This window comes from Blautia sp. AF17-9LB (genome assembly GCF_003479185.1).
In the GTDB taxonomy this organism is placed as follows: domain Bacteria; phylum Bacillota; class Clostridia; order Lachnospirales; family Lachnospiraceae; genus Fusicatenibacter; species Fusicatenibacter saccharivorans.
In genome coordinates this window covers 30,520-44,640 of sequence record NZ_QUGU01000011.1, presented here as the reverse complement: position 1 = coordinate 44,640, position 14,121 = coordinate 30,520, and the positions used below count along the sequence as shown (strand labels likewise).

18 protein-coding genes and 2 tRNA genes are annotated in these 14,121 nt (G+C 34.2%); all 20 read left to right on the top strand.

Annotation, left to right across the window (positions count from 1 at the left end):
- Nucleotides 1-29: 29 nt before the first annotated feature.
- The 20 genes from DWX00_RS12340 to DWX00_RS12245 all read left to right on the top strand — a co-directional run bounded on the left by DWX00_RS12340 (nucleotide 30) and on the right by DWX00_RS12245 (nucleotide 14,112).
- A complete protein-coding gene (locus DWX00_RS12340; RefSeq protein WP_118595361.1) occupies nucleotides 30-317 on the top strand; it encodes a hypothetical protein in 288 nt (95 codons plus the stop codon).
- Nucleotides 314-736 carry a hypothetical protein gene (locus DWX00_RS12335; protein ID WP_118595360.1) on the top strand — a complete coding sequence of 141 codons (423 nt, stop codon included), beginning with the start codon at nucleotides 314-316 and terminating at the stop codon, nucleotides 734-736. The genes DWX00_RS12340 and DWX00_RS12335 overlap by 4 nt, the downstream gene beginning before the upstream one ends.
- Nucleotides 737-826: 90 nt before the next feature.
- Complete coding sequence (locus DWX00_RS12330) at nucleotides 827-3,442, top strand: cation-translocating P-type ATPase (RefSeq protein ID WP_118595359.1); 2,616 nt, start codon at nucleotides 827-829, stop codon at nucleotides 3,440-3,442.
- Nucleotides 3,429-4,202 carry a VWA domain-containing protein gene (locus DWX00_RS12325; RefSeq protein WP_118595358.1) on the top strand — a complete coding sequence of 258 codons (774 nt, stop codon included), beginning with the start codon at nucleotides 3,429-3,431 and terminating at the stop codon, nucleotides 4,200-4,202. Before DWX00_RS12330 ends, DWX00_RS12325 begins: the two co-directional genes overlap by 14 nt.
- A 19-nt stretch (nucleotides 4,203-4,221) precedes the next feature.
- Nucleotides 4,222-4,860, top strand: coding sequence for a TerD family protein (locus tag DWX00_RS12320; protein ID WP_118595357.1), 639 nt, complete (start codon nucleotides 4,222-4,224; stop codon nucleotides 4,858-4,860).
- 2 nt (nucleotides 4,861-4,862) lie between these two features.
- Nucleotides 4,863-5,597 (top strand): PspA/IM30 family protein, encoded by a 735-nt coding sequence (locus DWX00_RS12315; protein WP_147398253.1) that lies wholly within the window; start codon nucleotides 4,863-4,865, stop codon nucleotides 5,595-5,597.
- An 87-nt stretch (nucleotides 5,598-5,684) separates the two neighbouring features.
- Nucleotides 5,685-5,897 (top strand): hypothetical protein, encoded by a 213-nt coding sequence (locus tag DWX00_RS12310; protein ID WP_118595355.1) that lies wholly within the window; start codon nucleotides 5,685-5,687, stop codon nucleotides 5,895-5,897.
- 4 nt (nucleotides 5,898-5,901) lie between these two features.
- Nucleotides 5,902-6,312, top strand: coding sequence for a hypothetical protein (locus DWX00_RS12305; RefSeq protein ID WP_118595354.1), 411 nt, complete (start codon nucleotides 5,902-5,904; stop codon nucleotides 6,310-6,312).
- A gap of 15 nt (nucleotides 6,313-6,327) precedes the next feature.
- Nucleotides 6,328-6,543 (top strand): hypothetical protein, encoded by a 216-nt coding sequence (locus DWX00_RS12300; RefSeq protein ID WP_118595353.1) that lies wholly within the window; start codon nucleotides 6,328-6,330, stop codon nucleotides 6,541-6,543.
- Nucleotides 6,544-6,699: 156 nt separating this feature from the next.
- A tRNA-Leu gene (locus DWX00_RS12295) sits at nucleotides 6,700-6,780 on the top strand.
- 156 nt (nucleotides 6,781-6,936) lie between these two features.
- Nucleotides 6,937-7,009, top strand: a tRNA-Ile gene (locus DWX00_RS12290).
- 26 nt (nucleotides 7,010-7,035) lie between these two features.
- Nucleotides 7,036-7,386, top strand: a complete 351-nt coding sequence (locus DWX00_RS12285) for a hypothetical protein (protein WP_118595352.1) — start codon at nucleotides 7,036-7,038, stop codon at nucleotides 7,384-7,386.
- Nucleotides 7,387-7,433: 47 nt separating this feature from the next.
- Nucleotides 7,434-7,919, top strand: a complete 486-nt coding sequence (locus DWX00_RS12280) for a hypothetical protein (protein ID WP_118595351.1) — start codon at nucleotides 7,434-7,436, stop codon at nucleotides 7,917-7,919.
- Between the two features lie 510 nt (nucleotides 7,920-8,429).
- Nucleotides 8,430-8,813, top strand: coding sequence for a DUF6275 family protein (locus DWX00_RS12275; protein WP_118595350.1), 384 nt, complete (start codon nucleotides 8,430-8,432; stop codon nucleotides 8,811-8,813).
- Nucleotides 8,814-8,842: 29 nt separating this feature from the next.
- Nucleotides 8,843-9,091, top strand: a complete 249-nt coding sequence (locus DWX00_RS12270; RefSeq protein ID WP_118595349.1) for a DUF6440 family protein — start codon at nucleotides 8,843-8,845, stop codon at nucleotides 9,089-9,091.
- A 32-nt stretch (nucleotides 9,092-9,123) separates the two neighbouring features.
- A complete protein-coding gene (locus DWX00_RS12265) occupies nucleotides 9,124-9,435 on the top strand; it encodes a hypothetical protein (protein ID WP_118595348.1) in 312 nt (103 codons plus the stop codon).
- 210 nt (nucleotides 9,436-9,645) lie between these two features.
- Complete coding sequence (locus DWX00_RS12260; protein WP_118595347.1) at nucleotides 9,646-10,854, top strand: hypothetical protein; 1,209 nt, start codon at nucleotides 9,646-9,648, stop codon at nucleotides 10,852-10,854.
- A 68-nt stretch (nucleotides 10,855-10,922) separates the two neighbouring features.
- Entirely contained in the window at nucleotides 10,923-12,065 is a 1,143-nt protein-coding gene (locus tag DWX00_RS12255; RefSeq protein ID WP_118595346.1) for an AAA family ATPase, read from the top strand.
- 12 nt (nucleotides 12,066-12,077) lie between these two features.
- A complete protein-coding gene (locus DWX00_RS12250; RefSeq protein WP_118595345.1) occupies nucleotides 12,078-12,560 on the top strand; it encodes a hypothetical protein in 483 nt (160 codons plus the stop codon).
- On the top strand, nucleotides 12,553-14,112 hold the full coding sequence (locus DWX00_RS12245; protein WP_118595344.1) for a DnaB-like helicase C-terminal domain-containing protein: 1,560 nt from the start codon (nucleotides 12,553-12,555) through the stop codon (nucleotides 14,110-14,112). Before DWX00_RS12250 ends, DWX00_RS12245 begins: the two co-directional genes overlap by 8 nt.
- Nucleotides 14,113-14,121: the final 9 nt, after the last annotated feature.

Sequence of the window (14,121 nt, the reverse complement as noted above, 5' to 3'; positions counted from 1 at the left end):
ATACACCATATGAGATGGAGAATGAGTAAATGAAAGAATTGTTAGAGTATATGGACAGCATTAATGCTGATGGAATAGATTTCGTAGAGATTAGTTTTCCTATCAATGATAAAATAATTGCTTCGTACACAAAAGAAGAATTTGCAAAAGATGGAGTTTACTATAAAACCAATAGGAAATATTGGAGAATAATTAATGGGGAGAAACATTATTACTGTGGTGAAAATGATTCAGGGTATGCGATTTGGAAAGACTTGGAGCAACTTAAAGAAGAAAACGATGACAGTTTGTTAGAAGTTCGGAGAATACAGAAATGAAGAAAATATACAAAGTGACATTGACGCAAGGATTCAATGCACATAAAAGAAAAGAAACATCTTCTATGGATATATTTCTTAATAGAACAAGATATGAAAAGGAAATTTGCTATCATCATGTGACAGGAAGAGAAAAATACATTTATACCGAGTCAGAAAAACAAGCAAAATTATTATACGAAAAAAGATATCCTGTTTCAAAAATAGATAGTATTATCAATTCCTTTTATGGAAGTTGGGATGATTATGAACATAAGAGTTTTGAATTATATAAAGAAAATCCATGTTTTTCATATTCGTTAGATGCAGAGGTTATAGAGAATATGACTTTAAATGGGATGAAGAATTATTTGACAGCAGATGATTTTCTGGAATATTGCAAGGATCACTTATATCCGATAAATGTGGTTATAGATTGAGAATAAATAAGTATGACTAAGATGGTCATTATTATTTTTGACTCATCTTTGTTATAAATGTTCTAAAACAAATAGAAAAGGAGTGTAAAATTGAAAGGACTAACAAACGAACAAGTAAAAATGAGTCGGGAAAAATATGGCTCAAACAAACTACCAGAACCAAAACTTAAAAAGTGGTATGAATTTGCGATTGAAAATATCTTTGGTGATAAAACGCTGATGCTGTTATTAGCATTATCTGCATATGGGATTTTCGCTGCAGTATTTGGATTGGCATCATTTTCAGAACCAATCATGGTGATTTTAGTTATTTCATTATGTACATATATTGGTGTAAAAATGGCGCTTGGTATTCAAAAATCAACACAAGAACTAAGAGCAAAGACATCAACTAGGTATTGTGATGTTATCAGAGATGGGCAAGTTCAGACAATCAACAAAGATAATTTAGTTGTTGGTGATGTGGTTTGTATTGGAACTGGACAGGAAATTTACGCGGATGGATATATTATTGAGGGTAAAATTTCTGTAAGCAATGCTGCTATCAACGGAGAAAGTAAAGAATGTCAGAAAATTCCAATTAATGGTTATGTATACAAAAAATCAACATCCACCGATGATTTTACGAATCAAAATAGCTTATTTGCTGGAACAACGATTCTGTCTGGCGAAGGAAAGATGATCGTAGGCGAAGTTGGCGTAAACACCATAAATGGTGACACACTTGTAAAAATGCAGACACTTGAGCCACCTAAAACAGCACTTCAGATTGCGATCGATAAACTTTGTGATACAATTTCGAGATATGGAACGATTGCTGCAGTCGTCACGTTTATTGCACTGATGGTAACGGATATTGCGCATATTGGATTCAGGGAATATATCAATGGTGGTGTGCTAGAAGTTATCCAAAAGATTGCACAGAATATTTCGGTTGCTCTAACAATCATTGTGGCTGCTGTTCCAGAAGGACTTCCATTAATTATCAAGCTTGTTACAAAACAGAATGTCAAGACAATGGAACGATTCAATATTCTTGCAAAAAATCCAAACAAGATTCCAGAACTTGCATACGTAGATCTAATTTGTACTGACAAAACAGGAACTCTTACAACAGGAGTTATGACACCTACGACTGTCATTGACGGATATGGCAATGAAGTTGATCAGGGTACTAATCTTTGGGATTGCATCAAACAAAATATCTGTTTGAACAATAGTGCCACATATGATGCAGAGAATAATATCACAGGCGGAAACTCTATTGACAGAGCAATCTTAAAATACGTTGATTTTACTGAGTTTTTTGACATTCAGAAAAACAACAAAATTATTATGAAACAGGTATTTCAAAGTGAATATAAGTACTCTTCCTGTACGTCTGAGAGCGGAATTTCCTATTATAAAGGTGCGCCAGAGAAACTTATCGAACATTGTTCTAAAATGTTAATTTCAGAGCCTGTAGCGTTTAATAAACAAGATAAAGAGAGACTTTTAAATGTTATCAAATCAATGACGAAAAAATCCATGCGCTGCATCGCATTGGCGATGGCGAATGGGAACATTGTTGAGAATACATTACCAGATGATATGGTATTTCTAGGAATTATTGGCGTCGTTGATCCAGTAAGAAAAGAAGTTCCACAGGCTGTACAGATTGCGCATGAAGCAGGTATTCAAGTTATTGAAATTACTGGTGATTGCCATGAGACTGCAGTAGCAGTAGCGACAGAAGCTTGTATTTATAAAGAAGGGGATCTTGCTCTTACAAATGCACAGTTCGAGGCAATGTCTGATGATGAAATTAAGAAGATTATTCCAACTCTTAGAGTTATTTCCAGATGCTCTCCTAATACAAAGCTTAGACTTGTAAGTCTTGCACAGGAGCTTGGTAGATCTGTTGGAATGACGGGAGATGGGACAAATGATTCTCCTGCTTTAAAGAAAGCGGATGTAGGCTTTGGCATGGAAGCTGGAACAGATGTTGCAAAAGAAGCATCCGATATTATTCTAACAGACAATAACTTCGCAAGTATTATTAGAGGCGTGGAACTTGGTAGAACATTTATGCACGATATCATGATGTTTTTGGAGTTTCAGTTGCCAATCAACTTTTCACTTCTGGTTTTAAGTATTCTATTTCCTATTTTATCTGGCGGAGCATTACTAGCTTCCGTTCAGATTCTGATTATCAATATTATCATGGATTCACTTAATTCATTGTCATTTGGCGGGGAACCTCCGAAAGCTGAATATATGACAGAGAATCCAATTAAGAAGGGTTCTGGATTGTTTATTCGAGGTGCAAAGAAACGAATTACTATTAGCACAGTAACATTTATTGTACTATATGGAATTCTTATGTTTTCACCAGTATCAAAATTATTTACAACAGATGTCGAAGCTATGACTGCAAGATTTGCAATGCTTTGCATCATGTCTGTATGCAATGGATTTGGTATTCGTACAGAACATATTAATTTGCTCAATGGACTGAAAAACAATAAAACATTTGTATATATTGCAGCAGGTATTGTACTTGGAACTATTGCTTTATGTAATGCACTCGGCGGACTTATCCAGGCAACAGCAATGAATATGAGTCAGTGGATCGCAATCATTGGACTATCACTCACTGTAATCGTGGTTGATGTTATTCGAAAATTATTTATCAAAGGAGAGAATAAAAATCATGGGACTATTTGACAAACTTTTTGGAAAAAAGACTACAACAACAAATACTATGGCGGATAATACATCCGCTGTGGTACATGAAGAAAATACAGCGCAGCAAGTTGTAATTGATATGTCTAAGTCAGCAGAAAATTTAAATAATGTGCTAATTAATATGTCGAAATCAAGCAAAATTGATATGACTAAGCATCAAGCAAGGGTTGCGCTCGCTATGGATTACTCTGGAAGTATGGGTAATCTTTTTAGAAACGGATCTGTACAAGATGTAATTACAAGACTTTTGCCAATCGCTCTTAAATTTGATGATAATGGGGAGTTAGAATCTTGGCTATTTTCAAATGATTTTGATTCTTTGAAACCAGTGACAATTGATAATTATAAGAACTATGTTCGAAAAATTATGATGAATTCTCATATGAGTATGGGTGGAACTAATTACGCTCCAGTCTTGAAAGATATTGTTTCCTATTATAAGGATATTGAGCCAAGTACAATTCCAGCATTTATCATTTTTATTACAGATGGTGAAAATTGGGATACAGACGAAACAAATAAAATTGTGAAAGAGCTTTCTAATTACAATATGTTTGTACAGTTTGTTGGCATTGGAAATGAGAATTTTAGTTATCTGAGATCTCTGGATGATATGAAGGGTAGAAAATGTGACAACACTGGATTTATCGCAGTCAAAAACATGAACAGAATGACTGACGAAGAACTATATACAGAGCTTTTGAGACCATACAAAGATTGGCTAAATAACAAACAGTAAAAAAGGAGAATACATAATTATGGCAAACGTAATTAATATGAGCAAAAATCAGAAAATTAGTATGACAAAAGAAGATGGAACTGCAATCAAAAACTTTTTCATTGGTGTGAATTGGGATCAGAATCGTTATGCAGGTGAATCAGATATTGATTTTGATATTAACGGATTTCTTACAAATTCAGATCGAAAAGTAGCTTATCCAAAAGATATTGTAAACTATAATACATATGGTGATGGTAGTGGATATCCGTGGGTAGAATATTCTGGAGACAATCTTACGGGTGACGATTCTCAGGGAATTACTTTTGATGGACATCATTATGATGAATATTTTATTGTTCATGCAGATACATTTCCGTCAGACAGAACAGATTTTACAATTTGTCTTACTATTTTCAGAGCTGTACAGAGACTACAGAATTTTGGAATGGCTAATAACGCAACTATGATGATCTGTGATTATGACAATCCGACAACAAAGTGGGAATATGATCTTTCTGAAAATGAGAATTTTGAAAAGCTCAATGCCGTTGAGATGGGTAGACTTTATAGATACGGTGATGGATTCAAATTCCAGGCTCTTGGATCAGGATATATGGGAGGCATGACAGAGCTATTTAAAAACTTTGGACTTGATATTGACGAAGGTAGGGATTAACTATGACAGTATTGATTATCGTAATTCTTGTGATTGCGGCAGTTGTATTTTTTACAACAACTAAAACGGGTAAGAGACTAAAAATGAGAGCATCAGGAACAGCAGATGAAATCATTGGCAATGATGCATCTACGCCAGATGGAGCAAAAGCCTACTATAATTCTATTATTTGGAAGAAGGAAGATACTTACACCAAAACAAACTCTTTATATACCCAGGTCGAGGGTAAAATCCAGAATTATGAAACACAATTAAGACAGTTGCAGAAAGAGAATATGCAGATGGATCTTAGTGTTGCATCCTGTATTGATAGAAATGATGACGAAGGTGCAAAAGTATATCTTGCAAGACAGCAGGAAATCACGGACAAAATTGAAACGATTAAGACAACTCTGAAAGAATTAAAAGAGAATAGAGATGTACAGAAAGAAAATTTAACAGCTCTGCAGGAAGAAATTAAATCTTTAAAAGCAGAAAAGGATAAAGCAGTATTCACACTCGAGGCTGCAGAAACCGTAAAATCTTTACAATCTGCCACAAGCGCTTCAAGTCAAGAAGAAGATAGAATGCTTGAAAAGGTTCGTGAAGGCGTTCAGAAAACAAAAGAACAGGCTGACGGTACAAGAATCGCTTACAAGAATTCCATTGACGTTCAGATGAAGCGTCTGGATAAAAAGATGAAAGATGAAGAGCTTCAAAAGAAATTAGATTCATTAAAAGCAGCTAAGAAAAAATAATATATTTTACTCTGTATGGTGTAATAGCCATGCAGAGTATTAAGTGAAATAACATTATACAACAAGAGAGAATATGGAGGTGTAAGGATGCGAAATTTGGATAGGTTGAGAATTATGCCGGTCGATGGATTAGCGGAATATTTAGTTACAAAGACACAAGATAAAGCAGGTATTCCAACTAATTATTTTGTTTTTGAATCATCTTTTGTATGGGAGTCACCATCTGGACAGAAATTTATTTACAGGTCTGATGCGATCAACGACTGTGTTAAATGGCTAAATGAAGAGATTGGAGAATAAGATCATGGGTAAGAATATTAACGAAATTCTAGATCAGCTTGTAAATAAAGAAAATCAGACTTCATACATTGTCAAAAACGTTGAAGATGGATTGAAAAAACGTGACGAAGAAATTGCTCGACTGCGAGAAGAGAATAAAAGATTAATGGAAGAATCTTATAAAGACTCAGAACTGCAAATGATGAAAAGTAAATGCGAAGCTATGCAGGAAGATTTACGGAGAGGATTTCCGATTTCAGAAGATGAAAAATCAACAATTAATTTATGGATGGATTCGCACGTTGTAAATAAACATAAAAGATTTAATTGCAAAAACGTTCAATTCAAGTATGAATTTCAAGAATTTGCAGAAGTTGAAATTGGATCGGTTGTCTGTACTGAGTGTGGTGAGGGTTTTACTTTTAGACAGTATTAGAAGGAGAATGTACATATGAATGAATATTGGTTAATGTTATTTTTAACGTTAGTATTAGAAATTGTCGCAATTGCAGTTGTGTCTGTATTTGGAATGACATTTATCGCAAAATCTTATGATAAAATTATTACTTATGTTGAAAAACGATGGGGAGAGGATGTAAGTTTTGGAGTATCATGCGGAATCATTTTAATTTTCTTGTTTATCACGTTAGCTGTGATTTTTTGTTAGAGAATAAATAATTGTCCAAGCATGAAAGACATAAAACTTATCATGTATCGCAATACAAGCCTCCACTTGTAATAAACTGATCACTTAAGCGATGGGTTTGGATCAGCATCCTCGTTAGAAGATGTCTTAAACGGATGAAGTAACTATCGCACACATGCTGGCGTGGCGGAATTGGCATACGCACTGGCTTCAAACACCAGGATCACAGATATGTGGGTTCGAGTCCCACCGTCAGTATTTAGCATCATGAAGTATGCAACTTTGTTTAGTTGGAAGTAAAAGAATATCGCAACACAAAAATCGTATGTTTTGTGCAACTAAATGTAGCGAAAAGGTATTATGAAAGACTAATCCATTGGAGGTCGTGCATGGCTTCGCTTTATGGTGCAACCAGGAGCTTTAGCTCAGTTGGGAGAGCATCCAGCTCATAACTGGACGGTCGCATGTTCAAGTCATGCAAGCTCCATTTAAAACTTAAGAAAGGGGTAAACAATGCAAACAGATAAAATCAAATATACATTAAAACATAGAAAAGCATTCAGAATAATCGAAAGGCAATTACTTGGGCACAATACAATTCGTGGTTACTTGCATGATTTGGATAAAATATTCCTATACATGATTATGGATTACGAACGTGTATACAAGATACATAGAGGGCATTCCAGGCATCATGCTTTGAGAGCAAGGACACATGCGGATTATGTACAAATGGTTATAGACTGGGAATGTGCCAGACTTACAACACAGAATAAACAAATGAACGCTAGAGAAACATTGGATAAATTATATCCTAAGTTAAAAGACAAGGTTCTTCCTATAATCGAAGAATTGGGTTTATAATCTTAACGAAAAGTAAATTTCATAAATTTTTAAGAAAGGAAGTAGTTATGAGATTAGTAGATTCACTTTTAGAAAAGTGGAATAAGTTATCCGAAAAAGATAGAATAAAATTTGACAAAATAATTAAACTTGAAGCGTCAGTTTATGATTTTATTACACGCTATAACGAAGATAATAGACCAGAATGCTGTAAAGTCCATGACAAATATTTTTCTACTTGCGATACATGTGAGTATGGAGAATCGGAAGAAGAAAATGATGAAGAGGAAGAAGATGCAGCGGCAATAGACTTTTACACTGGAATTGCGAACAGAGAATGGTATGACTTTGATAATATATGGAAGAAAAGTTTGGCACTTAAAAGAATTGTTGTTTGTGCAGAGAATAAAGAAATAGCAAAAGAAAAATTAATATTTTCTATTGATAGCCTTAATAAAGAAATGAACATAGCGGGCGAAAGATATATGTTAGATGAAGAATCAATTAAAAAAGTACATGGATTCATCTCTGCAGTGGATGTAATTTTAGATTAAGAAAATAATCTTATGTGGAAGTACAAAAGGTCGAATCTGTGATTAGACACAAAATTCGACCTGATGAATAATAAAAAGTTATAGATTAAAAGGAGAAAATAAATAATAAACAGATTATTTTGGTAGCTTTTTCAAAAACGGGATGTCCCGATGTTGTTTGGAAATCATGTTGGTAATACATTCCACTTTCTTATCTGATAATTCAGATGAGTACCTGCAAATCATATCGACTGCATGGTTTTTGGAATGATAATACATACCAACGGCGATTAGTCCAACAACTGCACATATAATTGTTGCTAATATGTACAATATTTACCTCCAATCTGAGATTTATTTTCTCATGTTTTATACGCACTACATAAGTAGTACTTCCGCATGAGTTATTTTATAAACTCCAGGAATAGCCGTGCTGTTGAGTCAGTATGCGGTGGAACTTGGCTGCTATAACCTGTATGGGTATTATAGCAGAAAACTAAAATATTTCAAGAGTTAAAGGAGAATGAATAAATGAACGAACAATTTTTATTAATCGTAGAAAGCTTAGAAAAGTATAAGGATCTTTTAGAGAGTAAGAATGATGAAGTTTGCGATGGAATGACTGATGGTGAAAAGAGAGCATATCAGTTAGGAATTACAAATATATATGAGATGCTGCGGCAGATAATTGAACATGATCGTAACGAAGGTAATTATAATGTATTTGTTCCTGAGATCAACGAAGAAGAATCTGGCGAGTATGATTTAGAGGATTTTGTTAAATGGGATTCTAAGAGCAGAAATAAGTATGCAGAAGTAACTTATAATAGAGACAAAGATGAAATATATGTGGATATCTATCAGAAAATCAGCAATACAAAAATCACATCTGATGAATTCAATTTTGAAGCATAATAAAGAATAAGATGGAGAATATGTAAAAGATGAAGAAGAAATTTGTGTTATTTGGAATAACATCAATGCTATTATTTTCACTGACAGGATGTGTGAAAGGAACTACAACGGATCTTAGTGGAACGACTCCAAAAATCTATAATAATGATATTTATGAATTCGTTGATCCTGATACTGGGGTTCATTATTGGGTTTATTCACATCAGGAAGGATATTCTGGAATGGGTGGTATGACTCCAAGATTAAATTCTGATGGAAGTGTTATGGTTAATAAATAAATTATTAGATTGTAGAGAATATATAGAAGGAGATGATATACATAGAAGTAATTGAAACAAATCTAATTATTGATGAAAATAATATGATTCGAGATCATCAATCAAGAATAGTTGAAGCAGACAGTTGGAATGAATATTGTGAGGCACATAAGAATTATGATGGTAAAGCAGTTTTCTTCAAGTCAAAAGTTATGAAAGGTAACAGTATACAATCTAATTGTAAAATTTCGAATCTAAAATATGATGAAATGCATTTGTCTTGTAACATAACAAAACTAAAAGATAATGGAGAAGAAATATTTACAGATAAAAGATTAGCATATCGAATAGTAAATCCGACTTAATCAAGTCAAAAAATCCAAAAAAAATAAATAATTCAATAGAGAATATAAAATTGGGTGGCTAACAGCATACCTTGGGTTTGTGCGCCCTGAATCACTGTTTACATAGTTAAACATAGATTTAATTCTGTGTTCCGTCCATGTATTGGGCGTTAAAATAGATTGTTTTATTTAACAATAATATAAATTTTAATTTTAGGAGGACAAAAATTAATGAATTTTGAAATGACAGGAAAACTAAGTATTGGAAAAGATACAGAAAAATTTCATCCATATTCGGAAAATAAGTATGAATCTGGTTGGGTGAGAAAACAACTTCTTTTCAATGCGACATGCGGAGACAATCGTCATATGCTTACTGTAAATGCAGGAGCTTTCGGTGATGAACACGGATTTGTATATACCTTCAGCAAAGGTGGTACAGATGAAAATGGTAAAAAAACTAAAGGCGAAAGTATTCAGATTCCGTTTAAAGAACGTCTGACTTCTCCAAAACTAGCAGAAGTTGCTGAATTTAAAAAATTCATCTTTGATCTTGAAAAACCGGGACGAAGATACAAACTGCAGAATATGGCAGATAAGCTTCATGAGGGTAGTGAGCTAACGGATGAAGAACTAAAAGAAGTTGGACTGACATCTTCAGATGAGGTATCCGACGCGCTTGAGAAGAGTATTAAAAAACGTCATGAGTTTATTTCTGAATGGGATTATATCGATTTCATTAAGAAAGTAATTGACAGTGGAAAATATGCTGATAAAAAATTCTTTATTCGAGGAAATGGAGAATATCAGTATTCCGACAATAAAGGAACTGTTTATGAATCTTATATGCCAAATAGAATTTATCTAGCAGCAGAAGATGCAGAAGAATCTTCGACAGCAACATTTAATATTCTATTCAATTCCGAAAGCTTTGATGATATGAGCGTTGAAGAAAAGGGCAAATATTATGTTAATGGTTACATGATGGAGTATGACAACAATAGAAAAGCCAATATTCCAGTGCCGGTTACGGTCGCAATCCCAGTAGCAGCAGAAGATGCAGATGAAAAAGCTAAGAAAAGAATCGAAGCAATTAAACATAAATTTATCGTCGAGGATGATGGTTTTAAGGAATATGGTGTAATTGTTAATATGCTGAATGGCGCACAGAGAATTGAAATTACAGAAGATATGTTGACCGATGAGCAGAAAAATGACCTTGATTGTGGACTTATCGCTATGGATGATATCCGTGCTGAATATAGCAAAGGAGTTTATGGTGACAGAATCAAGGAGTATCAGTTTGTAAAACCAGCTCGCGGATTCACTCATGGAAGAGTTGACACGGTGTATACAGAGGACGACATGACAATCAAACCACTTGAGGAAGAACTTCCGGAAGGAACAGAAGATCTTTTCGACGAGGATGATGAACTATAAGAATTAAAAGGGCTATGCCTTCCTGATTCTTCAATAATAAACTACATATATAAAGGAGATATATATTTATGGCATTTCAGAAACCAACAATCAATGTAATTAAACCAGACATCAAAAATCTTTCTATTTACCTCAGAAGTACTAAGAAATTTGGTAAGACGACACTTTTCCGTGATGTAGTTCTGGAAAAATATGGAGATCCTGCAAAAGGTCTGCTTGTCGGATGTGGAAACGAGAAAGGTTATAAAATGCTTGACAATTTAAATACCACACAGGTCAAGACATATAAAGATCTTCAGGAGTTAGCAGACTGGCTTATTAAAGAAAAAGGTAAAGAGCATGATATCGAAATGGTGGCGTTTGATACCGGTGATGAACTTGCTCTAATTGCAGATGCGGAAACAATTCGTCAGAGTAATGTAGAGAATCCAACCAAAAAATGTAAATCAATTAAGGCTGCATTTGGAGGATATACAGCAGGTGAAAAATTCTCCGCAAATGACATCATTAAACCGTATATGACTCGTCTTGAAGATGCTGGGTTTGGCGTGTGGGTTATTGCTCATACAAAATTCAAAACAATTAAAGAAAAGGGTGGACTGGAAGAAGATGGTTATATGCAGCTTTCTTCAAACATGGGAGCAGATTATGAAGCAGCATTCGGAGACATTTTTGATGTAACCCTTACTGGTGTTATTGACCGTGATCTTGAGGAGAAAAAAGTTGGAGATAAGACCAAAAAATATGCGACAGATACTATTCGCAAACTTTATTTCAGAGGAACAACACTCATTGACGCAGGTGGTCGTTTTGCAGATGGCGCTGTGCCAGAATATCTGGTATTTGATAAACCTAATATGGCGGCAGATTTTATTCGAGTTGTCGAGGAAGGTATGGAGAAATCTAAATCTACTCTTGGTAAAAGATCTAAACCAGTTGTGGAGAAGAAAAAAGTAGAACTCGATCCGGAACCGATTGAAGAAGATGAGGATATTGATGATATTCCAGTAGAGGAGACAGTAGCACAAGAAGAAACCGCGACAGAAACTTCTGATTATCCAGAAGATCTCGCTGCTGTAATTCGCACAATGTTCAAAGAGTGTACTGATAAAGATAAGAAAGCAAGCGTCAGAAAAGTCATTGCAGAATATGGCAAACTTAATGATGTAGATGAAGATGGACTGAAACGAATTTACGATATGATGAACTAAGGAGTATCATGTATGCTTGTTAAATGCAGATATTGCAATAACAAGGTAGATAGAAAAGATGCTTTCAAAGTGGTAGTGGATGGTAAAAACATCTACTACTGCAATGAAGCAGAATATCTAACTGTATTGCATGACAGAAAAATAAGAGACGATACATACGAGTGTATTAATGAGATTTTTGGTTATAAAATAATTAATACTGCATTGTTCAAAGAGTTAAGTTTTATACTTGGATCTTATTCTTATGATCAGATTTTAGCCTATTTAAAAGAGAATAAAGATTACATGACATCTGTCATTCAGCAAAGAGATTATTCGAGTGAATACGCTAAAATTAGATATTTTTCTGCAATGATCAAAAATGGTATCGCAGATTTTAAAGTAAAAGAAAAAGAAGCACCTAAACAGGTGGAAGTTGATATACCGGATGGTCATTATAAACGACGACAGAAGAAAAGAAGTTTATCTGATATTGAAGAACAGGTAGGTGAGTAATATAGCTGAATTTATTACAGGTGTCAAAGAAAAGTATCCTGCGCAGCTATTAAAAGGACGAATCGAATATGAAGGAAACGTTGTAAGCTGTTTCTTTAAGGATATGCTTCTTTTGGATGATACGACATTCGAAAAGGACGATTTTATCACTGTTGATGGTCGGTTTTATTTTTCATTACTGAAAGATTTACGAAAAAAAGGATTCTACTCTCTTGATGAAATAACTATTCTGTCAAATTCAAAACAAGAAGTCATTGATCGATATGAGGATTGTGGTGGATGGGATTCAATTCAGCATCAGATGGACATTATCAATACACAGAATTTTGATACATACATTGATATCTTGTATCGAGAAAATGTTATGCTTCGCATGTGCGATGATGGATTTAATCTTTTAAAAGAGATTAATATCAAGGATAAGAAAGTTATTCCTATTAAATTATTTCGAAAGATGACTGCTGAAGAGGTAACGGATTGGTATGAGGCAAGAATAAGCACTTATGGTACCGGATATTCGAGCAAGATCCTGGAAGAAGAAGAAATAGATTTCGATGACGAATTTATTGAATCATGTGCAGAAGGTGAAGAAAATGGTGTACCTTTTGATATAGCAGGATATGATAAAAATGGAGAAGAAATTAATTGTTTTCCTTTTTTATCTAGGCAAATAATGGGATTGTTAGAAGGAACTCTCACAATGATGGGAGGATTCAGTAGCGCAGGAAAATCCACTTGGTGGATTACAGTTCTCATGGCTCTTCTATATTATGATCGGAAAATTCTTATTATTTCCAACGAAGAAAATATTAAAAAATTTAAAATTAAATTTATGGTTTGGCTCCTTGGCAAGAGGAACAGATATTTTAAACTCACGAAAAAGAAAATGTCTGTGGGTGATATAAACAAGGAAAGTCGTGAGCAATTAAAAGATGTGCAAGCATTCTGGAGAAAGAATTATAAGGGTCGCGTAAAGTTCATTGCTATGAACGATGCAGACATGGCTGTTATTAAAAAGAAAGTACGCGAGAATGTTCTTAAATTTGGATATGATACAGTTCTATACGATACGTTTAAAATCCAGGAGAGCGATTTTTCATCCTCCAGACAAGATTTGTCTTTAGTTAGAGACAGTAGAGAGTTAGATAAGTTGGCAAAAAAATATAATTTAATCATGTTGGCATCAGTCCAGTTGGCAGAATATATGAAAGGAAAATTATTCCTGGATGCCAGTTGCCTTAGTAATGCCAAGCAGACGAAAGAAATTCTTGAGAATTTGTTCCTTATGCGAACTGTTTATGCTGAAGAACTTGATGAAAAAAGTAAATATTATTGCCATCCATTTAGACTGAAAAAGATTAACGATAAATGGATTGAAGAGGAATATAAAGCAGATCCAAATGCAGTATGGAGAATGTTATTTGTAGAAAAAACTCGGAATGGTAATAACTCCAGTGATACTGGTATTGCGTATCTTTTAAAGTTTTCAGGTGATCATTCTATCTTCAGAGAAGTGGCACAATGCCGTCCGAAACATGGAGAAATAAGATAAAAAATAACT

Bases quoted from the DNA above. Each gene is read 5' to 3' on its own strand.
- DWX00_RS12340 (WP_118595361.1), top strand. From the start codon at position 30: ATGAAAGAATTGTTAGAGTATATGGACAGCATTAATGCTGATGGAATA.
- DWX00_RS12335 (WP_118595360.1), top strand. From the start codon at position 314: ATGAAGAAAATATACAAAGTGACATTGACGCAAGGATTCAATGCACAT.
- DWX00_RS12325 (WP_118595358.1), top strand. From the start codon at position 3,429: ATGGGACTATTTGACAAACTTTTTGGAAAAAAGACTACAACAACAAAT.
- DWX00_RS12320 (WP_118595357.1), top strand. From the start codon at position 4,222: ATGGCAAACGTAATTAATATGAGCAAAAATCAGAAAATTAGTATGACA.
- DWX00_RS12315 (WP_147398253.1), top strand. From the start codon at position 4,863: ATGACAGTATTGATTATCGTAATTCTTGTGATTGCGGCAGTTGTATTT.
- DWX00_RS12310 (WP_118595355.1), top strand. From the start codon at position 5,685: ATGCGAAATTTGGATAGGTTGAGAATTATGCCGGTCGATGGATTAGCG.
- DWX00_RS12305 (WP_118595354.1), top strand. From the start codon at position 5,902: ATGGGTAAGAATATTAACGAAATTCTAGATCAGCTTGTAAATAAAGAA.
- DWX00_RS12300 (WP_118595353.1), top strand. From the start codon at position 6,328: ATGAATGAATATTGGTTAATGTTATTTTTAACGTTAGTATTAGAAATT.
- DWX00_RS12285 (WP_118595352.1), top strand. From the start codon at position 7,036: ATGCAAACAGATAAAATCAAATATACATTAAAACATAGAAAAGCATTC.
- DWX00_RS12280 (WP_118595351.1), top strand. From the start codon at position 7,434: ATGAGATTAGTAGATTCACTTTTAGAAAAGTGGAATAAGTTATCCGAA.
- DWX00_RS12275 (WP_118595350.1), top strand. From the start codon at position 8,430: ATGAACGAACAATTTTTATTAATCGTAGAAAGCTTAGAAAAGTATAAG.
- DWX00_RS12270 (WP_118595349.1), top strand. From the start codon at position 8,843: ATGAAGAAGAAATTTGTGTTATTTGGAATAACATCAATGCTATTATTT.
- DWX00_RS12265 (WP_118595348.1), top strand. From the start codon at position 9,124: ATGATATACATAGAAGTAATTGAAACAAATCTAATTATTGATGAAAAT.
- DWX00_RS12260 (WP_118595347.1), top strand. From the start codon at position 9,646: ATGAATTTTGAAATGACAGGAAAACTAAGTATTGGAAAAGATACAGAA.
- DWX00_RS12255 (WP_118595346.1), top strand. From the start codon at position 10,923: ATGGCATTTCAGAAACCAACAATCAATGTAATTAAACCAGACATCAAA.
- DWX00_RS12250 (WP_118595345.1), top strand. From the start codon at position 12,078: ATGCTTGTTAAATGCAGATATTGCAATAACAAGGTAGATAGAAAAGAT.